Source organism: Nonomuraea sp. NPDC005692, from assembly GCF_040631115.1.
Taxonomy (GTDB): Bacteria; Actinomycetota; Actinomycetes; order Streptosporangiales; family Streptosporangiaceae; genus Nonomuraea.
Genome location: NZ_JBEXYU010000001.1, coordinates 259,196 through 279,018, shown reverse-complemented (window position 1 = coordinate 279,018; position 19,823 = coordinate 259,196). Strand labels below are relative to the sequence as shown.

The window sequence follows — 19,823 nt, the reverse complement described above, 5'->3', positions numbered from 1 at the left end:
GGGCCGTGACGATCTGCGGCGGATGCCCCCGTCGAGGCTCGGGTGCGGCCCGCGCTGGGTGCGGGCCGCGCCCGACCGGCACTGTGAGGTGGGACGTGCCGGCCCGCGCGCCAACATGGGCGGCGTCCCCTTGCGTCCGGACGCGGCGCCGCACATCAACGCGGACCGCACCCGCCCCGGCAGCCCGACGCGGCGCCGCACGCTAATTGCGGGCAGCACCCGACCCCGTCCGACGGGCGTCGCCCAACCCCGTCCCGGCGTGGGACAGGGAGAGGGCTAGCGGCCGAGGAAGGTGAGGAGGCGGTCGAGGGGCCAGGTGTTGATGACGTCGTCGCCCGTCAGCCAGGCCCGCTGCGCGATGCCGACCCCGAACCGCTGATGGGCCAGGTGCGGGATCGCGTGCGAGTCGCTGTCGATGGAGAACTTCACCCCGTGGTGCTTGGCCAGCCGCACCAGGTCGGCCGGAAGGTCGGAGCGGTCGGGGTAGGAGTCGATCTCCATCGCGGTGCCCGTACGGGCGGCCGCCCGGAAGACGGCGTCCCAGTCGGCGTCGACCGGCGGCCGCTTGCCGATCTTCCGGGTGGTCGGGTGGCCGATGATGTCGACATAGGGGTTCTCGCAGGCGGCGATGAACCGGCGGGTCATCTCATCCCGCGACATGCCGAAGTGCGAGTGGACGGAGGCCACGCACACGTCGAACTCGCGCAGCACCTCGCCGGGCCAGTCGACCGACCCGTCGGGCGCGATGTTGAGCTCCGACCCGTGCAGGATGCGCATGTGCGGATACTGCTTCTGCAGCTCCGCCACCCGCCCGCGCTGCTCCAGCGCCTTGTCCAGGGTCATGCGCTGCATGGCCAGGTCGGGCGCGTGGTCGGTGACCGCGTAGTAGGAGTAGCCGCGCGCGGCGCCGGCGGCCACCATGTCCTCCAGGGAGGCGATGCCGTCGGTGAGGTCGGTGTGGGTGTGCAGGTCGCCCTTGAGGTCGGCCAGCTCCACCGGCACCGGCAGCTCGCCGCGCAGCGCCGCCTTGACCTCGCCGCCGTCCTCCCGCATGGGCGGCGGCACGAACTGCATGCCGAGCGCCTCGTAGATGTCCTCCTCGGACTCCGCGGCGATCACCCGCTCGCCCTCGAACAGCCCGTACTCGGACAGCTTCCAGCCCTTCTTCACCGCCATCTCCCTGATGGCCACGTTGTGCTCCTTGGAGCCGGTGAAGTACTGCATCGCCGCGCCCCACGACCCGGCCGGGATCAGGCGCAGGTCGACCTGGACGCCGGAGGTCGTGCGGATCGAGGTCTTCTTCTCGCCCGCGGCGATCACGTCGGCGACGTAGGGCTGGGCGCGGAAGTCGGCCATGATCGACTCGGGCGCCACCGCCAGGATGTCGATGTCGCCGATCGTGTCCTTCATCCGCCGCAGCGAACCCGCGTACGCGACGCGCTCGGCCTTGAGCGAGCCGATGACCTGCTCGGCCAGGGCCATGGCGACGCCGATGTGCACCCGGCGGCCCGACTGCTCGAGCTGCTCGATGCCCTTGAGCAGATTGGCCAGGGTCTTGGGGCCGAGGCCCTTGACACCGTCGAGCCGGCCGGAGGTGATGGCCTCGCCCAGCGCCACCGTGGAGTCGATGCCGTAGTCCTCGAACAGCATGATGGCCGTCTTGGGGCCGAGCGTGGGCACCCGGGTGAGCCGCCGCACACCCTCGGGCACGCGGCCGCGAAGGTCGTCGAGCTGCCGGAAGCTGCCGCGCTGGAGGAACTCCTCCATCTTCTTGGCGATGGCCTCCCCGACGCCGGGGACGCCGCGCACGTCGACCTCCGCGATGTCCTCGGGGAACCCGGCGATCGCCTTGGCCGCCTTCTGGTAGCTCCGCACCCGGAAGGCGTCGCCGCCGCTCAGCGCGAACAGCTCCGCGTATTCCTGCAGCGCCGCCGCCGCCTCCTCATTAGCCCGCATGCCCCTACCTTAGGATCTCCGACCGACAATCCCGGTGCTCAGAACTTGACCTCACGCGGCCGGTACGGCTCGGCCAGGAACGCGAGCTCCTTGTCCGACAGCTCCACCCCGACGGCCGCCACGGCGTCGTCCACGTGACCGTCCTTGGTGGCACCGACGATCGGCGCGGTGACGCCCGGCTGGTGCAGCAGCCAGGCCAGGGCGATCTGGGCCGCCGGCAGCTCCCGCTCGGCGGCGAGCTGGGCGACCCGGTCGAGGATGCGCCGGTCGTTGTCGGGGTCGTACAGGAAGTCGATGCGCGCGTCGGAGCCGGTCCTGGCGGTCGCGGAGGCCGCCGGGCCCGCCGCGCCCGCCCTGGCCAGCACGCCGCGCGCGAGCGGGCTCCACGGGATCACGCCCACGCCCTGGTCGGCGCAGAGGGGCAGCATCTCGCGCTCCTCCTCGCGGTAGAGCAGGTTGTAGTGGTTCTGCATCGAGACGAACCGCGTCCAGCCGTTGGCCTCGGCGACGTGCTGGGCCTTGGCGAACTGCCAGGCCCACATCGTGGACGCGCCGATGTAGCGGGCCCGGCCCGACCGGACCACCTCGTGCAGCGCCTCCATGGTCTCCTCGATGGGCGTCTCGTCGTCCCACCGGTGGATCTGGTACAGGTCCACGTAGTCGGTGCCGAGCCGGGCGAGCGAGGCGTCGACGGCCGAGAGGATGTGCTTGCGCGACAGGCCGCCGTCGTTGGCGCCCCGGCCCATCGGGAAGTAGACCTTGGTGGCCAGCACGTAGTCCTCGCGGCGGGGGAAGATCCGGCGCAGCACGGCGCCGGTCACGACCTCGCTCTGGCCGCGGCTGTAGATGTCGGCGGTGTCGAAGAACGTCACGCCCGCGTCGGCGGCCCGCCGGATGATCGGCTCGGCCTGCTCCTCCGGCAGCGCCCATTCCTGGCGGGCCGGATCGCCGTAGCTCATCATCCCCAAACAGATGCGAGAAACTTTCATACCTGTGGTGCCAAGTCGCATGTAATCCATACCGACACCCTATGACTGATATGAACTGCCTAACCCCTTGTGGGGTGGGAAGTCAGCGTGTCCGGAAGCGGCCTCGGTCTTTACATAAGGTGGCCGTGTCAGGTCGATTAGAGGAACGAGGGAGCGGTGAGCGCACTCGCCACGCGTACTGTCCCGTCACGTCAACCGCACACCGGGGGTGAGGTGGACGCCACAGACCGTGGCCCGGCGCCTCGATTACGTTCCAAGGCGCACGTCCTGACGTCTCCCGGCTGGGCCGGCGGGCTCGGCCTGGTGGCGGGGGGCGTCGGGCTGGTGATCCCGGTGCAGGCCGGGCTGGCCGGGTCGGGGCTGGCGGTCGAGGGGTCGGTGGCGCTGGCCGTCCTGCTCACGCTGCACGGCAGGTTCGTCCTGGAGGAGCCCGCGCGGCGCGCCGGCTCGTGGTGGCTGGTGGCCGTCCAGGCGTGGCTCACGTACGTGCCGCTCGCGGTGCTCGGGCCGGCCTGGACCCCGGTGTGCGGGCTGCTGGCCGGCGCGCTGCTCGTGGTCGCGTCCCGGATCAGGTCGGTCGTGCTGGTGGCGCTGGCGCTGTCGTGCGGGCCGGTGCTGCTGGCCGCGCCGGGCTCCTGGCAGGTCGAGCCGGTGTGGGCGCTGGTCACCCCCTTGATCGGCGTCGTGGAGTTCGCGCTGCTGAGCCTGCTGGCCCGGGTGCGCCGGCTGTCCGGGGCCCGTACCGACGTCATGCGCCAGGCCGTCACGCTGGAGCGCCGCCGCTTCACCCGCGACCTGCACGACCTGGTCGGGCACCGGCTGACCGTCCTGACGCTGAAGGCGCAGCTCATCCAGCGGCTGGTGGCCGAGGGCGACGAGAAGGCCCGGCAGGAGGTGGGCGAGACGCTCGAACTGCTGCGCGACCTGTCGGCCGACGTCCGGGCCGTCGCGCACGGCCGCCTGCGCAGCTCCTCGCTGGCGGCCGAGCTGGGCTCGGCGCGGGCGCTGCTGGAGTCGGCGCGGGTGCGCTGCCAGATCAGGGTGGCCTGCCGTGACCTGCACCCCGACGTGGAGGAGGCCCTCACGCACGCGCTGCGCGAGGGTGTGACGAACGTGCTGCGGCACGCAGAAGCCGGACAGTGCTGGATCCAGCTCATGGAACGCGACAATGTGGTCCGCCTGTCCATCAGGAACGACGGCGTACGCCCGCCGCGCCGGCCGGGAGACGCCGGTCAGGGCCTGCTCAACCTGGCCGAACGCGTCTCGGCGCTGGGCGGCTGGCTGGAGGCGTCCACGTCGCGCAGCGGGGAATTCTCGTTCAGTGTTTATGCCCCGCGCATATAATTACCTTTTGTGAAAAACGCATCAAAGCGCATTCCATAGCCATATATGGCTTATGTTGCGTGTTACTAGTCCGACCCGGCGCGGGTGCGGCAGGCTCTAACCACACCGCCTCGGAGGGCCGCGCCAAATGGACAAGTACGAGCTCTACTGCCTTGTGGACCAGTGTTTCTACGACACTCCCGACCACAGCACGGCGGCGGACGCCGACTTCGCCCACCTGCGCCGGCCCGTCCCCGACGGCTGGGCCCACGACCTCAGTGACACCTGGGCGTACTACATGCCCACCGGCGAGGCGCCCCTGCCGACCCAGGGCTGGAAGATCCACGTGTCGGCCCGCGTCGAGGACGCCGAGAAGGTCGTCGACACCGTGTGGGACTACTGCGTGCCCCGCGGGATCGCCTTCAAGTTCCTGCGCGGCCCGGCGGTGCTCGTCATGGTCAACTCCAAGGCCGCCTCCCGGGCGTCCAGCGGCAAGCTGGTCACCATCTACCCCCGGGACGAGGGGCAGCTCGAACTCGTGCTCAAGGAGCTCGACGAGCTGCTGCGCGGCGTCGAGGGGCCGTACATCCTGAGCGACCTGCGCTACGGCGACGGGCCGATGTTCGTCCGGTACGGCGGGTTCGCCGAGCGGCACTGCCTGTCCCCCTCCGGGGAGCGGGTGCTGGCCGTCGAGGACGGCGACGGAAAGCTGATCCCCGACGTGCGCGGCGCGACGTTCTCGGTGCCGCCCTGGACGACGCTGCCCGAGTTCCTCGAACCCCACCTGGCCGCGCGCAACGCGGTGACCATGGAAGGGCTGCCGTACCGGATCGAGAGCGTGCTGCACTTCTCCAACGGCGGCGGCGTCTACCTGGCCCGCGACACCCGTACCGACGAACAGGTGGTGCTCAAGGAGGCCAGGCCGCACGCCGGCCTCGACGTGGCCGGCCGGGACGCGGTCGCCAGGCTCGAGCACGAGCGCGACATGCTGCGCCGCCTGGCCGGCCTGCCCGCCGCCCCCGAGCTGCGCGACTACTTCGCCATCGGCGGCCACCACTTCCTCGTCCAGGAGTTCGTGGACGGCACCCCGCTCCAGCGGCGGCTGGTGCACCGCTTCCCGCTGACCCGGGCCACCTGCGACGAGCAGGACCTCGCCGACTACACCGCCTGGGCCACCACAACGGTGGAGAGCGTCGAGGAGGCCGTCGAGTCGCTGCACGGACGCGGTGTCGTCTTCGGCGACCTGCACCCCGACAACATCCTGCTCACGCAGGACGGCCGGGTCGTGCTCATCGACTACGAGGTCGCCACCCTCGCCGCGGACCGGGCCAGGGCCGCGCTGGCCCATCCCGCCTTCGCCGCCCCGCGCGACCGCCACGGCGTCGAGGTCGACCGGTACGCGCTGGCCTGCCTGCGCTTCGCCCTGTTCGCCCCGCAGTGCACGATCATGCTGCCGATCCACCGGCCGAAGATCGTCCAGCTCGCGCGGGTCGTCAAGGAGACCTTCCCCGTCCCCGGTGCCTTCATGGACACCGCCGCCGCGACCATCGCGGGTGACCAGGCCGTGGAGACCCCCGTGCCGATACCGGGGACGGCCACCTGGGCCGAGCTGCGGGAGGCGATGTGCCGGGCCATCCGGGCCGCCGCGACCCCCGAGCGCGACGACCGCCTCTTCCCCGGCGACGTCGCCCAGTTCAAGCCCGGCGGCGGCCTCAACGTGGCGACCGGCGCGGCCGGCGTGCTGCTCGCCCTGTCGGCCACCGGCCTCGGGCCCTTCCCCGAGTACGAGACCTGGCTGCGCGAGCGCGCCCTGCGCCCCGCTGCGGGCTCCGGCATCGGCCTGTACGACGGCCTGCACGGCATCGCCCATGTCCTCGACCGGCTCGGACACCGCCAGGACGCGCTCGACGTCGTCGACATCGCCCTGCGCGAGCAGTGGGACCGCCTGGAGACGGCCCTGTTCTCCGGCCTGCCCGGCATCGGCCTGAACCTCCTGCGCCTCGGCCGGACCGAGCCCGCCCTGACCGGGCACGCCATGCGCGCGGTGGACATCTGCGCCGACCGCCTCGGCGGCCCCGAGGACGTGCCCGAGATCAGCGGCGGCAGCAACCCCAGAGCCGGCCTCATGTACGGCTCGTCCGGCTCCGCCCTGCTCTTCCTGCACGCCTACGAGCACACCGGCGACCGGGCGCTGCTCGACCTGGCCGAGATCGCGCTCAGGCAGGACCTGCGGCGCTGCCGGGCCTCGGAGGACGGCTCGCTCCAGGTGAACCAGGGCTGGCGGATGCTGCCCTACCTGGACGAGGGCTCCGTGGGCATCGCCATGGTGCTCAGACGTCATCTCGCGCACCGCGACGACGACGAACTCGCCGCCGAACTGGACCGGCTCGAGCTGGTCGCCCGCGCCGGGTTCTTCGTCCAGCCGGGGCTGTTCACCGGCCGCGCGGGCATCATCGCGGCACTCGCCGGCGATCCGGTGGCCCGCGAGCTGATCAAGGGGTTGAGCTGGCACGCCATGCCGTACGGCGGCGGCCTGGCCTTCCCCGGCGACGGGCTGTTGCGCCTGTCCATGGATTTCGCGACCGGTACGGCCGGCGTGCTGTTCGCCCTCGGGGCGGTGCTGGGAGACCAGCCGGCACGCCTGCCGTTCCTGGAGGCCGCACCAGAGCGGCCTGCGCATGATCAACCGCGGAAGGAGGTGTAAGAACATGGTTCTTCTCGACCTGCAGGGTCTGGAGGCTCCCGCGGCCAGCGACGTGGCCAGCGGCGGCAGCTCGCTCACTGCTCTCACGTGTCACTCGGGTCACCCGAGCAACCTCAGTGTCGCTCTCTGCCACTGATAGCTGACAGGGTCCCCGCGCCGTTTCGTGGTGGCGCGGGGACCTCCCGAGTCTGAAGGAGGCCGGCAGGTGGGACCGGGAGACCGCCTGGTGACGGACGCCGTACGGCGCTGCGGCCCGTGGCCCGCCGTGCTGGCGGTCACCGCCGTCGCCGGCGCGGCCGGTGAGCTGGCCGTCCCGTTCCTCGTCGGCCGCACGCTCGACCTGCTCCTCGTCCGCTCGCCGGACGCCGGCACCGCCCTGACGCTGTGCGCGGGCGTGGTCGCCGTGGTGGTGCTCTGCGAGAGCCTCGGCGGCTGGGCCAGAGGGGCGAGCAGCGCGTACGCGGCCGCCCGGCTGCGGCTCGGCGTGCTGCGGCACGTGCTCGGCGTCGGCCGGGCCGCCACCCGCCGCTTCCCCGAGGGTGAACTCGTCACCCGGGCCGGGCTGAACGCCGAGGAGGCCGGACGGGCCCCCGAGACGGTCACCGGCGCCCTGGCCCTGCTGGTGCCGACCGTCGGCGCCCTGGTCGCGCTCACCCTCATCCATCCGCTGCTGACCCTCACCCTCGCGGCCGGCATCGTCCTCATCGTGTTCGTCCTGCGGGCCTTCCTGCGCGCCACGACCGTCATCTCCGGCGGCTACCAGGAGGTCCAGGGCGAGATCGCGGCCCGCCTCGTGGACGCGCTCGACGGCGCCCGCACCATCGCCGCCGCCGGGACCGCCGGCCAGGAGGCCCGGCGCGTGCTCGCGCCCCTGCCCCGGCTGCGCGCGCACGGCATGGCCCTGTGGCGCGCGAACGCCGCCGCCGGGGTCCGGTCGGGGCTGATGATCCCGCTGCTGGAGGTCGCCGTGCTGGCCGCCGGCGGGTTCATGCTGGCCGCCGGGCGGCTCACCGTCGGCGACCTGTACGCCGCCGCCCGCTACGCCGCCCTCGGCGCCGCGCTCAGCACCTCGCTCGGTTACGTCGGCGGCCTGGCCAGGGCGCGGGCCGCCGCCGCCCGCGTCGCCGACGTCCTCACCCTGCCCCCGGTCCGCCACGGCACGCGCACCCTGCCGTCCGGCCCCGGCACGGTCGAGTTCCGCGACGTCGCCGCGGACGGGCTCACCGTGGGCGACCTGACGATCCCCGGCGGCACGGTCACCGCCGTGGTGGGCCGGTCGGGCTCCGGCAAGTCCCTGCTGGCCGCGCTCGCCGGCCGGCTGGCCGATCCGGAACGCGGGGACGTGCTGCTCGACGGCGTCCCGTTACGTGAGCTGACCCGCGACGGCCTGCGCTCGGCCATCGGCTACGCCTTCGAGCGGCCGGTCCTGGTCGGCGACACCGTCGGCGAGGCGATCAGCGCCGTCCCCGGCTCCCAGGCGGGACGGGAGGCCGCCCTGGCGGCGCGCGCCGACGGGTTCGTCCGCCGGCTGCCCGCCGGTTACGACACGCCGCTGGCCGAGACCCCCATGTCCGGCGGCGAGCGGCAGCGGCTCGGCCTGGCCAGGGCGTTCGCGCGGGGGGATCGGCTGCTGGTGCTCGACGACGCCACCTCCAGCCTGGACACCGTCACCGAACGCGAGGTCAGCCGGGCGCTCACCGGCGACCCCAGGGGCCGCACCCGCCTGATCACCGCCCACCGCCTGGCCACCGCCGCCCGCGCCGACCAGGTCGTCTGGCTGGAGGAGGGCCGGGTGCGCGGCGCCGGCCCGCACGACGTGCTGTGGCGCGACCCCGCCTACCGGGCCGTCTTCCAGGAGGCCCGCCCATGACCCCCGCCTCCGGCGCCGCCGCGGTCCCCGACGCACCGGCCGGGTTCCGGCGGGCGCTCGTCCGCGACCCACGGCGGCTGGTCGCCATCCTGCTCTGGTCGGTGCTGGAGGCCGCGCCCGCCTTCCTGGTCGGGCACGCCGTCGCCCGCGCCATCGAGGACGGCTTCGCCCGCGCCAGGCCGCTGACCGGGCTGGCCTGGCTGGCGGCGCTCGGCCTGGCGTGGCTGGTCTCGGCCGTCGGCGCCCGCCAGGTGGTGCTGGCCGTGGCCGCCGTGGCCGAGCCGTTCCGCGACGACCTCCTGACGCGGGTGGTGCAGGGAGCGCTGCGCCGCCCGCTCGACGAACGGCCCGACAGCGCGGCCACCGCGCGGGCCGGGCTCCAGGTCGAGCTGGCCAGGGACGCCTTCGCCGCCGTCGTCACCACAGTCAGGGGGTTCGCCTTCACGCTGGTCAGCGTGGTGCTGGGGCTGCTGACGCTGGCGCCGGGCACGCTCGTGCTGGTGCTGCCGCCGTTCGCGGCCGGGCTGGCGTTCTTCCTGGCCTCGCTGCCCGCGCTGGCCCGGCGGCAGCGCGCGTTCCTGCTGGCCGACGAGGAGCTGGCCCGGTCGATGACCGCGACGGCCGCCGGGCTGCGCGACATCGAGGCGTGCGGGCTGCAGGACCGCGAGGACGAGCGGCTGGCCCGCCAGGTCGGCGCGCAGCGCGACGCCGCCCGCGCCCTGGCCAGGGTGACCGCGGTGCGCACCGCCGCGCTGGCCGTCGGCGGCTGGCTGCCCGTCGTCCTGCTGCTCGCCGGCACACCCTGGCTGCTCGACGGCGGCGCCCGGCCCGGCGTGATCGTCGGCGCGCTCGCCTACGTCACCCAGTCGCTGGCCCCCGCGCTCGGCGGGCTCGTCCAGGGGCTCGGGGTGAGCGGCGTGCGGCTCGTGGCCACGCTGCGCCGCATCGCCGCCGCCGCGCCGCCCCAGCCGCCGGCCCCGCCCAAGGTCCGCCCGTCCGGCGGCGGCGTCACCCTCCGGTCGGTCACCTTCGCCTACGGCCCGCACTCGGCGCCGGTCCTGGACCGTCTCGACCTCACCGTCCCCGAGGGCGACCACCTGGCCGTCGTCGGCCCGAGCGGCGCGGGCAAGTCGACGCTCGCCGCCCTGCTCAGCGGCATCCTGCGGCCCGGCGAGGGGGAGGTGCTGGTCGGCGGCGTGCCCGCCGACCGGGCCGACCCCGCCGCCCGCGTGCTCATCCCCCAGGAGGCGTACGTCTTCCGCGGCACGCTGCGCGACAACCTCGCCTACCTGGCGCCCGAGTCCGGCCGCCTGGACGAGGCCGTGGCCGCCCTGGGCGCCACGGACCTGGTCGAGAGCCTGGGCGGGTACGACGCCACGCTGGACCCGGCGGCGCTGTCGGCCGGGCAGCGCCAGCTCATCGCCCTCGTCCGCGCCCACCTGACCCAGGCCCCGCTGGTCATCCTGGACGAGGCCACCTGTCACCTGGACCCCGCCGCCGAAGCCCTGGCCGAGAACGCCTTCGCGGCCAGGGGCGGCACGCTCATCGTGGTCGCGCACCGCCTCACCTCCGCGCTGCGCGCCCGCCGCGTCCTGCTCATGGACGGACCCCGGATCACGATCGGCACGCACGACGAGCTGATCCGGGTCTCGCCCCTGTACGCCGACCTGGCCGGCCACTGGCAACCGGAGCCCGTGTCATGACATTTGCAGACGAGTACCCGCCCGCCGAACGTCAACCGGTCACCGACCGCCTCCACGGGCGCGACATCCCCGACCCGTACCGCTGGCTGGAGGACCCCCTCGACCCGCGGACCGGGGAATGGCTGGCCGCGCAGGACCGGCTGTGGCGGGAGGCCGCCGCGCGCCTGCCGGACCGCGAGCGCTTCCTGGCCCGGCTCACCGAGCTGAGCGTCACTGGCCTGGTCACCCCGCCCGTGTGGCGCGGCGGCCGGCGCTTCCACCTGCGGCAGACCGGCTGCCAGGAGCACCCGGTCCTGTACTGCGACGACCGGCCCTTCCTGAACCCGGCCGACCGCGACCCCAGCGGCCTGACCACCCTGGACGACTGGCAGCCCGACCCGCAGGGCCGCCTGGTCGCCTACCAGATCTCGCGCAGCGGCGACGAGAAGGCCGACCTGTACGTCGAGGAGGTCGACACCGGCAAGCTCGTGGACGGCCCCATCGGCGGCTGCCGCTACTCGCCGGTCGCCTGGCTGCCCGGCGGCGAGGGCTTCTACTACGTGCGCTTCCACGAGGGCGTGCACCTGCACCGGCTCGGCGTCCCCGACGACGTGCCCGTCCTGACCGGAGGCCCGGTCTCCTACGGCGTGCAGCTCAGCGCGGACGGCCGCTGGCTGACGATCTCCGCGGGCGGCACGGCCGGCAACTCGCTCTGGCTGGCGGACCTGGCCGGCGGCGACCCGGCCCGGCCGGAGCTGCGGATCGTCCAGGAGGGTGCGCACGTGCGCACGGCGGGCGCGGTGGCCTCCGACGGCCGCCTGTACCTGCTCACCGACCGCAACGCCCCCCGGCGCCGGCTGTGCGTGGCCGACCCGGCCGAGCCCGAGGTGTGGCGCGAGCTGGTCCCCGAGGACCCCCGGGCGGTGCTCGGCGCGTTCACCCTGCTGGACGGCGACCGCCTGCTGGTCTCCAGGACCCGCCACGCGGTCGGCGAGATCGCCGTGCACGACGCCAGGACGGGGGAGCGGCTGGGCGAGGTGCCGCTGCCCGGTAGCGGCTCGATCGCCTCGCTCAGCTCCCGCCCCGAGGGCGGCCACGAGGCCTGGTTCACCTACACCGACGCCGTCACCCCCGCCGAGATCTGGCGCTACGACGCCCGCACCGGCGCCGCCGGCCTGTGGGCCGCCCCGCCCGGCCGCGTCGCGCTGCCCGACGTGAAGAGCCACCACGTCGAGTACACCTCGGCCGACGGCACCCCCGTGCGCATGGTCGTGGTCGCGCTCTCCTCCGGCTCGGGCCCCCGCCCGGCGATACTCAACGGGTACGGCGGCTTCGGCATCCCCCTCATGCCCGGCTACGCGGCCGACTCGCTGGCCTGGGTGGAGTCGGGCGGCGTGCTGGCCATCGCGAACCTGCGCGGCGGCTGCGAGGAGGGCGAGTCCTGGCACCGGGACGGCATGCTGGAACGCAAGCAGAACGTCTTCGACGACTTCGTCGCCGCGGCCGAGAAACTGGTCGCCGACGGCTGGACGACCCCGGAGCAGCTCGGCATCTGGGGCGAGTCGAACGGCGGCCTGCTCGTCGGCGCGGCCCTCACCCAGCGCCCCGACCTGTTCGCCGCCGCCGTCTGCTCGGCCGGGCTGCTGGACATGGCCCGCTACCACCTCAGCGGCCTCGGCCCGTCCTGGACCGGCGAGTACGGCGACCCCGCCGACCCCGACCACCTGGCCTGGCTGATGGCCTACTCGCCCTACCACCACGTCCGGCCGGACGCCGGCTACCCGGCGACGCTGTTCACCGTCTCGGCCGCCGACACCCGGGTGGACCCGATGCACGCCCGCAAGATGTGCGCGGCCATGCAGTGGGCCCAGCAGGCCCAGCGGGGCCGGGGAGCCGGTTCCCCTCCCGTCCTGCTGCGCCACGAGCGCGACGTCGGCCACGGTGCCCGCGCCGTCAGCCGGTCCATCGCCCTCGCCGCCGACGTCCTGGCCTTCCTGGCCGCCCACACCCGGCCCTGAGCGGGCGGAGGTGGGCGGTGGGAGGTCAGATCCAGCCGGACTCGCGGGCGATGCGGATGGCGTCGATGCGGCTGCGCGCGCCCAGCTTGGACGTCGTCCGGCACAGGTAGTTCCGGACCGTTCCCTCGGCCAGGAACAGCGACGCGGCGATCTCCCCGATGGAGGCGCCGTCGGCCGCCGCGCCGATCACGTCCAGCTCGCGGGGGGTGAGCGGCGGCTCCTCGGGGCGCATGGCCGCGATGGCCAGCTCGGAGTCGATGACCCGCTCGCCGTCGGCGACCCGGCGGATGGCGTCGGCCAGCCGCTCCGGCGGCGCGTCCTTGGCCATGAACCCCCGTACGTGCACCTCCAGCGCCTGCTTCAGCAGCCCGGGGGTGCCGACGCCGGTCAGGATCAGCACGCCGCAGCCGGGCAGCTTGTCGTGCAGCTCGCCGGCGGCGGCGAGCCCGTCCATGCCCGGCAGGGCGATGTCGAGCACCGCCACGTCCGGACGGCACGACTGGGCGGCGGCCAGGATGCGGTCCCCCCGCTCGACTTCGGCGACGACCTCGATGTCCTCCTCGTAGGCCAGCAGCGCCACGAGCGCCCCTCGTACCAGGTTCATGTCCTCAGCGAGCAACGTTCGAATCACCATGGGGTCCTTGCGGTCGACCAGGCTTGCAACGTCCTGCGGGCCACTCAATCCTGACGTAAAGCCCGCACTGTGGAAAGTCCTCCTAAGTGACGGTAAAGCCGCCGCCTGCACAAGTGAACGCTCATTTGGGGAATGCTCATGGCCATGAAGCCTCGAGTGAAGCCCCTGCCTCCTGCGGAATGGGACGACTTTCAGCAGGCGAACCCCCAGAACGTGTTCACGACGCTGGGCCGGCACCCCGCGGTCTACGAAGGCTGGCTGCGCTTCGGCGGCGCGCTGCTCAACGGCACGCTGCCGGCCCGCGACCGCGAGCTGGCCATCCTGCGCACCGCCTTCCACAGCGGCAGCGCCTACGAATGGGTCCACCACGCCCGCATCGCCCGCGAGGTGGGCCTGACCGACGTGGAGATCGAGTCGGTCCGCCAGCTCGACGCCCTCTGGCCGGTCGAGGACCGCCTGGTGTTACAGGTGGCCGACGACCTCCACTACGCGGGCGACCTCACCGACGCCACCTGGGCGGCCCTGTGCGACCGCTACGACGAGGTGCGCAGGATCGAGCTGGTCGTCCTCGTCGCGCACTACGCCATGCTGGCGCTGGTGCTCAGGACGTTCGGCGTGCAGCTGGAGGAGTGAGCCCACCGCACCCGCCCGTACGCGGCCCGGCGCTCACGCGCCCGCGCGCGGGAGGATCATCGTCACGCCCGGGACCGAGCCGATCGAGGCCAGCGCCTTGCCCGCGTCGGCCAGGCCGATCGTCCGGGTGACGAGCTGGTCGGGGTGCAGGATCCCGGCCCTGATCAGCTCCAGCATGGGCGGGTAGGCGTGCGCGGCCATGCCGTGGCTGCCGAGCAGCCGCAGCTCGTGGCCGATCACGCGGTCCATCGGCACCGGCGTCGGCCCGCCCGGCAGCAGCCCGACCTGGACGTGCCGGCCCCGCCTGCGCAGGCTCTCGACCGAGGCCGCGCACGTGCGGGGGCTGCCCAGCGCGTCGAGCGAGACGTGCGCGCCGCCCCTGGTCAGCTCCCTGACCTGGGCCGCCGCGTCGCCGGCCGAGCCGTTGACGAAGTGCGTGGCCCCGGCCAGCTCGGCCAGTTCCAGCGCGTCGGTGCTGATGTCCACGGCCACCACCCGCGCCCCGGACGCCGCCGCGATCATCACGGCCGACAGCCCGACGCCGCCGCAGCCGTGCACCGCCACCCACTCTCCCGGCCGCACCTCGCCCACCTGGACGACCGCCCGGAAGGCGGTGGCGAAGCGGCAGCCGAGCCCGGCGGCGGTGGCGTAGGCCATCTCCTCGGGGATCGGGACGAGGTTGACGTCGGCGTGGTCGACGGCGACGTACTCGGCGAAGGAGCCCCAGTGGGTGAAGCCCGGCTGGGTCTGCCGCTCGCACACCTGCTGCTCGCCCGTGGCGCAGGCCGCGCAGGTGCCGCAGGCGCAGATGAACGGCACGGTCACCCGCGCCCCCGGCAGCCAGCCGCGCACATCGGGGCCCATGGCCTCGATCACGCCCGCCAGCTCGTGGCCGGGCACGTGGGGAAGGACCTTGATGTCGGGGTCGTGCCCCTGCCAGCCGTGCCAGTCGGAGCGGCACAGCCCGGTCGCCTCGACCCGGATCACCGCCCCGCCGGGCGCGGGGGTGGGATCGGGGAGCTCGCGCAGGTCGAGCTCCCCGCCGAAGACGTCAAAGGCAACCGCTCGCATCTCATGAGCTTAGAGTGAGTCGCCGCAGGTCGCGCAAGGCCCGGTGGGAGGGCGAGCCGGGTTCGGTGGTGTAGAGCACCAGCCGCAGGTCGTCGCGGTCGGGCACCGGGAGCACCTGGCAGATGGCGTCGATCGTGCCGACGACCGGATGGGTGACCTGCTTGCGCTGCTCCCTGCGCACCTCCACCTCGTGCCTGGCCCACAGCTCGGCGAACTCGGGGCTGAGCGCCAGCATCTCGGCCACCAGCGCCCGCAGCGCCCGGTCGTCGGGGTAGCGGCCGGCGGCCACGCGCAGGTCGGCGACCGCGGCGCGGGCGAAGCGGCTCTTCTCCTCGTCGGAGAGGTGCTCGGCGATGCCGGGCGACATGAACACCCAGCGGATCACGTTGCGCTCGTCGGGCGGCAGGGAGTCCAGGTCGCCCATGAGCATGTTGGCGAGGGGGTTCCAGGCGCGCAGGTCGTAGCGGGCGTCCAGGACGTAGGCGGGGACGTCCTCCAGGAAGGCGAGCAGGTGCAGGATGCTCGCGGGCACGTCCTGCCTGATCCGGGGCGTCTCCAGCACCTGGCCGGCCAGCCGGAACAGGTGGGCGCGCTCGTCCTGGTCCAGCATGAGCGCCCGGCCGAGCGCGCCGAGCACCTGCCGCGACGGGTGCGGGCCCCGGCCCTGCTCCAGCCGGATGTAGTAGTCGATCGACATCCCGGCGAGCTGGGCCACCTCCTGGCGGCGCAGGCCGGGCGTGCGGCGGCGCCCGCCGCCGGGCAGGCCCACGTCGGACGGGGTCACGCGGGCGCGCCTGCTGCGCAGGAAGCCGGCCAGTTCGTCGCGGTTCATGCCTCCATCCTCCGTCCTGAGGGCAGGTGAGCGGGCGCGCGAAGGTGGTACCGCTGATCCCAGCTTCCGCGGGTCTCTCCCGTCCCCGCTCCGGCCTGGGAGAACGTTGGGCCATGACAACGACTGCCCTGATCACGGGCGCCAACAAGGGGATCGGTCACGAGATCGCGCGGCTGCTGTCGGAGCGGGGGATCACCGCGATCGTGGGGGCCCGCGACGAGGAGCGCGGACGGGCCGCCGCCGCGCGGCTGGGCCTGCCGTACGTGCGGATCGACGTGACCGACGAGGCGAGCGTGGCCGCCGCCGCCAAGTGGATCGAGGCCGAGTACGGCTCGCTCGACATCCTGGTCAACAACGCGGGCGTGGCCGGCGGGCTGGACGGGGGCCTCCCGAGCGCCGTCACCGCGCAGGAGTTCAGGGACGTCTACGAGACGAACGTGTTCGGCGTGGTCACCGTGACCAACGCCATGCTGCCGCTGCTGCGCAGGTCGCCGGCGGGCCGGATCGTGAACATGTCCAGCGAGCTGGGCTCGATCAGCCTGGCGCTCACGCCGGACAGCCCGTTGTGGGACACCAACTTCGCCGCCTACAACTCCTCCAAGACCGCGCTCAACATGATCACCGTCTGCTACGCCAAGGAGCTGATGGGCACCTCCGTCAAGGTGAACGCCGCCAACCCGGGCTACTGCGCGACCGACCTCAACGCGCACACCGGCTTCCGCACCGCCGAGCAGGGCGCGGCCATCGCCGTACGGCTGGCGACCCTGGACGCCGACGGCCCGACCGGCGCCTACCTGGAGGACGGCGGCCCGATCGGCTGGTGAGGTGTGGACACTTGCGTACTGGACAGAAGGGGGCGATGGGACGAGATCTGGACAAAGAGCGGTTCTCCGAGGCGGAGTACGCGCGCTTCGGAGAACGCATCCGGGAGCAGCTCGGCACTCTTCGCGAGCTGCTCGAAACCCCTGGCTTCGGCCAGGGGCCGGCCACCATCGGGGCCGAGCTGGAGCTGTTCCTCATTGACGAGCAAGGACGGCCGCTGCCGCGCAACGACGAGGTGCGGGACAAGCTCGGTGACCCGCGTGTCGTGCTCGAACTGGGCCGCTTCAACATCGAGGTCAACCTCACCCCGATGCCGTTGGCCGGCGCGCCCTTCGAGCGCATGGGGGCCGAGATCCAGGAGACGGTGACCAAGGTGGACGCCGCCGTCGAGGACGGCGGCGCCCTGCCGATCGGCATCCTGCCCACGCTGGCCGCCGAGGACTTCACCATCGGCGCGATGAGCGACCAGAACCGCTACCGGGCCATGAGCAGGGGCATCAGGCGGCTGCGGCTGGAACCGTTCCTCGTCAAGATCGACGATCTGGAGCTGTCGGTGGAGGACGTGATCCTCGAAAGCGCCAACACCTCCTGGCAGGTGCACATCCGCACGCCGCCCGACCGCTTCGCCCGGCTGTTCAACGCCGCCCAGCTCGCCATCGGGCCGGTGCTGGCCGCGTGCGGCAACTCGCCGTTCTTCCTGGGCAGGGAGTTGTGGGCGGAGACGCGGATCGCGCTGATGGAGGAGGCGGCCGACGACCGCGACGTGGAGCGGCGCGGGCGCAGGGACGGGCGGGTCACCTTCGGCTCGGACTGGGTGCGGGAGGGCGCGCACGAGCTGTTCGAGCGGTACGTCCAGGACTACGAGCCGATCGTGCCCGACCTGTCCGACGACGCCGAGCCGCACGAGGTGCCCGAGCTGCGGCTGCACCAGGGCACGATCTGGCAGTGGAACCGGCCCGTCTACGACCCGGCCGACGGCGGCCACCTGCGGGTCGAGATGCGCGCGCTGCCCGCCGGGCCCTCGTGCGCGGACATGACCGCGAACACGGCGTTCCTGCTGGGGCTGACGCTGTCGCAGGCCGAGCGGGACCTGACCGGCTACCGGTTCGCCGAGGCGTACCAGAACTTCTACCGCGCCGCCCAGGACGGGCTGGAGGCCAAGCTGACCTGGCCGGGGCTGGACGGCGAGTTCGAGGCCGCCGACCTGGTGCTCAGGCTGCTGCCCGAGGCGCGGGCCGCGCTGCTGGCGGCCGGGGTGACCCCGCACGACGCCGACACCGCGCTGGACGTCATCGCCCAGCGCACCCGGCTGCGGCGCACCGGCGCGGTCTGGCAGCGCGAGGCGCTGGCGCGCTTCGGCGGCGACCGGGAGCGGCTCGTGCGCCGCTACCGCGAGCTGGCCCTGTCGGGCCTGCCGGTGCACCTGTGGGACTGAACGCCAACAAATGCCGCCGCACGTCCGTCAAACTACTCCGAGAGACGGACGAAGTGAGGCAGATATGGCGGCGACGGGGATGGTACCGGCCGACAAGGCGCCCTACGCGTTAACGCGGGCCACGGGCACGTTGGCCACGGGGGCGGCGAAGCTGGCCCAGGAGATCGGCGCGACCGGGGTCGAGGCCCTGCTGGCCCACGCCAACAGGACCGCCGTCCACAAGGGTGCGGCGGCGGCGCTGGGCTCGATGCGGCCCAGGCCGTCGGACTGGTACGCCTTCGACGCGAAAGACCAGGACACGGTCGACTGGTACCCGCAGGGCGTGACCTGCGGCGAGGAGTCCGGCAAGATCGGCGTGCCGGTGCTGCTGGTGAGCTGGTACTTCAAGCCGGCGGCGGGCGAGCGGGGGATCAGGGTGTCGTTCCTGAGCCCCCGGACGCTGAAGTACCAGCACGCGCTGCTGGTCGAGGCCAGGCCCGACGGCTCGTACGGGCCCATCGACGTGCACGCGGGCGGCCTGGCCTGCCACGGCGACCTGCTCTACGTCGCCGACACCTACAACGGCCTGCGCGTCTTCGACCTGGGCAACCTGCTCGACCTGCGCACCGCCCAGAGCGACCTGGGCGACCCCACGCGCATCGGGCGCTCCGGCGGCAAGTTCCACGCCTTCGGCTACCGCTACCTGCTCCCGCAGACCGACTGCTGGAAGCTCGCGCGCGGCGGGCCGCACTTCTCGTTCCTGTCGGTCGACCGCAGCGGCGGCACGCCCGCGCTGGTCTCGGGCGAGTACCGGGAGAACGACCCCGGCGGGTGGGTCGCCCGCTGGAACCTGCCGCTGACCGACGGCACCCCCAAGGACGCCTTCGTCATGGGCCACCCCAAGATCCAGGGCGCGGTCTCGTGGGGCGGCAAGTGGTACCTGAGCCAGGCGGCCGACGCAGCCACCAACGGCAGGCTGCTCGTCCACGGCGGCGACAAGCTGCTGACCAGGCCCTACCCGATCGGGCCCGAGGACCTGACGGTGCGCGGCGGCAAGCTGTGGAGCGTCACCGAGTTCAGGAACAAGCGCATCGTCTTCGGCGTCGAGCTCTGATTCAGGAGGGCTCAGCCCTCCATATGGGCGCGCAGGACCTCGCGGTAGCGGTGGTCGAAGGCGTCGTAGCGGGCCCGCAGGGCGGCCCCCGGCCAGCCCGCGGGCAGCAGCTCGGCGGGCAGCAGCGGGTCGGCCAGCAGGTGGCGCAGCACGGCGGCCGACACCAGGAAGCCCTCGGCCAGCCCGTCGGCCCGGTCGAGCGCCCGCTCCAGCCGGCCCGCCTCGGCCGCCCAGCCGTCGAGGTCCCACAGCAGCGGGGTGGGGTCGCCGTGCGGGCGGCCGTCGATCAGGGTGCACTGCGCGGTGACGGTCTCGGGCCACTCGCGCACCAGGTTGGCCGGACGCAGCCAGGTGCCCTCGCGCAGCTCGCCCATGCGCAGCGCGGACATCGTGTGCCGGAACGCGGCCCGGTCGGCCGGGGCGCGCCGCTCGGCGGTGACCACCGCCACCTCCCACGTGCCGTCCCACGGCCTGGTGTGCGGGTCGCGGCTCTCGTCCTGCCGGGCCTGGCGCTCGACGAGCCGCTCGGACAGCGTGTAGCGGCCGCCCTGCTGCGTCAGGTCACCGGCCGCCACCATGCGCGACAGCGCCACCCGGACCGTGCCCTCGGCGATGCCGAACAGCGCGCCGATGCGCACCAGGTGACGGGCGGGCAGGCGGGGCGGGTGGCTGCCCAGCAGCGCGCTCAGGACCGCCGACCGGGCGCTGAGTGAGGTGTTACGGTCTTCCATCGCGTGTTGATTATATGTAACACTCGCGAG

At 73.4% G+C, this 19,823-nt stretch carries 16 protein-coding genes; 10 read left to right on the top strand and 6 right to left on the bottom strand.

Annotated elements, in window-relative coordinates; all coding sequences use genetic code 11:
- Positions 1-276: 276 nt before the first annotated feature.
- Positions 277-1,956: a DNA polymerase/3'-5' exonuclease PolX gene (gene polX, locus ABZ459_RS01400; RefSeq protein ID WP_357964488.1), complete on the bottom strand. Its 1,680-nt coding sequence runs from the start codon at positions 1,954-1,956 to the stop codon at positions 277-279.
- 38 nt (positions 1,957-1,994) lie between these two features.
- The gene (locus ABZ459_RS01395; protein WP_357964486.1) at positions 1,995-2,975 is read right to left on the bottom strand and encodes an aldo/keto reductase; all 981 of its coding nucleotides are present in this window, start codon (positions 2,973-2,975) and stop codon (positions 1,995-1,997) included.
- Between the two features lie 183 nt (positions 2,976-3,158).
- Between ABZ459_RS01395 and ABZ459_RS01390 the strand changes: the two genes are divergently transcribed.
- From ABZ459_RS01390 to ABZ459_RS01365, 6 genes are all read left to right on the top strand, one after another.
- A complete protein-coding gene (locus tag ABZ459_RS01390) occupies positions 3,159-4,289 on the top strand; it encodes a histidine kinase (protein WP_357964484.1) in 1,131 nt (376 codons plus the stop codon).
- A gap of 127 nt (positions 4,290-4,416) precedes the next feature.
- Positions 4,417-6,972 carry a class III lanthionine synthetase LanKC gene (gene lanKC, locus ABZ459_RS01385; RefSeq protein ID WP_357964483.1) on the top strand — a complete coding sequence of 852 codons (2,556 nt, stop codon included), beginning with the start codon at positions 4,417-4,419 and terminating at the stop codon, positions 6,970-6,972.
- Positions 6,947-7,108 carry a SapB/AmfS family lanthipeptide gene (locus ABZ459_RS01380; protein ID WP_357964481.1) on the top strand — a complete coding sequence of 54 codons (162 nt, stop codon included), beginning with the start codon at positions 6,947-6,949 and terminating at the stop codon, positions 7,106-7,108. The genes lanKC and ABZ459_RS01380 overlap by 26 nt, the downstream gene beginning before the upstream one ends.
- 69 nt (positions 7,109-7,177) lie before the next feature.
- The gene (locus tag ABZ459_RS01375; protein WP_357964480.1) at positions 7,178-8,842 is read left to right on the top strand and encodes an ABC transporter ATP-binding protein; all 1,665 of its coding nucleotides are present in this window, start codon (positions 7,178-7,180) and stop codon (positions 8,840-8,842) included.
- Positions 8,839-10,545, top strand: a complete 1,707-nt coding sequence (locus ABZ459_RS01370) for an ABC transporter ATP-binding protein (RefSeq protein WP_357964478.1) — start codon at positions 8,839-8,841, stop codon at positions 10,543-10,545. The genes ABZ459_RS01375 and ABZ459_RS01370 overlap by 4 nt, the downstream gene beginning before the upstream one ends.
- Positions 10,542-12,542, top strand: coding sequence for a prolyl oligopeptidase family serine peptidase (locus ABZ459_RS01365; protein ID WP_357964477.1), 2,001 nt, complete (start codon positions 10,542-10,544; stop codon positions 12,540-12,542). Before ABZ459_RS01370 ends, ABZ459_RS01365 begins: the two co-directional genes overlap by 4 nt.
- A gap of 25 nt (positions 12,543-12,567) precedes the next feature.
- Here the strand turns inward: ABZ459_RS01365 and ABZ459_RS01360 are convergent, their stop codons facing one another.
- Positions 12,568-13,176 carry a response regulator transcription factor gene (locus ABZ459_RS01360; RefSeq protein WP_357964475.1) on the bottom strand — a complete coding sequence of 203 codons (609 nt, stop codon included), beginning with the start codon at positions 13,174-13,176 and terminating at the stop codon, positions 12,568-12,570.
- A 144-nt stretch (positions 13,177-13,320) separates the two neighbouring features.
- Here ABZ459_RS01360 and ABZ459_RS01355 point away from each other — a divergent pair, with 144 nt between their 5' ends.
- Positions 13,321-13,809: a carboxymuconolactone decarboxylase family protein gene (locus ABZ459_RS01355; protein WP_357964473.1), complete on the top strand. Its 489-nt coding sequence runs from the start codon at positions 13,321-13,323 to the stop codon at positions 13,807-13,809.
- Positions 13,810-13,842: 33 nt separating this feature from the next.
- Here ABZ459_RS01355 and ABZ459_RS01350 read toward each other — a convergent pair whose 3' ends face one another.
- Both ABZ459_RS01350 and ABZ459_RS01345 read right to left on the bottom strand, forming a co-directional pair.
- Positions 13,843-14,880: a zinc-dependent alcohol dehydrogenase family protein gene (locus tag ABZ459_RS01350; protein WP_357964472.1), complete on the bottom strand. Its 1,038-nt coding sequence runs from the start codon at positions 14,878-14,880 to the stop codon at positions 13,843-13,845.
- Between the two features lies 1 nt (position 14,881).
- Positions 14,882-15,712 carry a helix-turn-helix transcriptional regulator gene (locus ABZ459_RS01345; protein ID WP_357964471.1) on the bottom strand — a complete coding sequence of 277 codons (831 nt, stop codon included), beginning with the start codon at positions 15,710-15,712 and terminating at the stop codon, positions 14,882-14,884.
- A 113-nt stretch (positions 15,713-15,825) separates the two neighbouring features.
- On the opposite strand from ABZ459_RS01345, the gene ABZ459_RS01340 reads away from it, so the two are divergent.
- The 3 genes from ABZ459_RS01340 to ABZ459_RS01330 all read left to right on the top strand — a co-directional run bounded on the left by ABZ459_RS01340 (position 15,826) and on the right by ABZ459_RS01330 (position 19,062).
- Positions 15,826-16,536, top strand: a complete 711-nt coding sequence (locus ABZ459_RS01340) for an SDR family oxidoreductase (RefSeq protein WP_357964469.1) — start codon at positions 15,826-15,828, stop codon at positions 16,534-16,536.
- 35 nt (positions 16,537-16,571) lie between these two features.
- Positions 16,572-17,969: a glutamate--cysteine ligase gene (locus ABZ459_RS01335; protein WP_357964468.1), complete on the top strand. Its 1,398-nt coding sequence runs from the start codon at positions 16,572-16,574 to the stop codon at positions 17,967-17,969.
- 64 nt (positions 17,970-18,033) lie between these two features.
- Positions 18,034-19,062: a hypothetical protein gene (locus tag ABZ459_RS01330; RefSeq protein ID WP_357964466.1), complete on the top strand. Its 1,029-nt coding sequence runs from the start codon at positions 18,034-18,036 to the stop codon at positions 19,060-19,062.
- A gap of 11 nt (positions 19,063-19,073) precedes the next feature.
- On the opposite strand, the gene ABZ459_RS01325 is transcribed toward ABZ459_RS01330, so the two are convergent.
- Positions 19,074-19,793 (bottom strand): PaaX family transcriptional regulator C-terminal domain-containing protein, encoded by a 720-nt coding sequence (locus ABZ459_RS01325; RefSeq protein WP_357964464.1) that lies wholly within the window; start codon positions 19,791-19,793, stop codon positions 19,074-19,076.
- Positions 19,794-19,823: the final 30 nt, after the last annotated feature.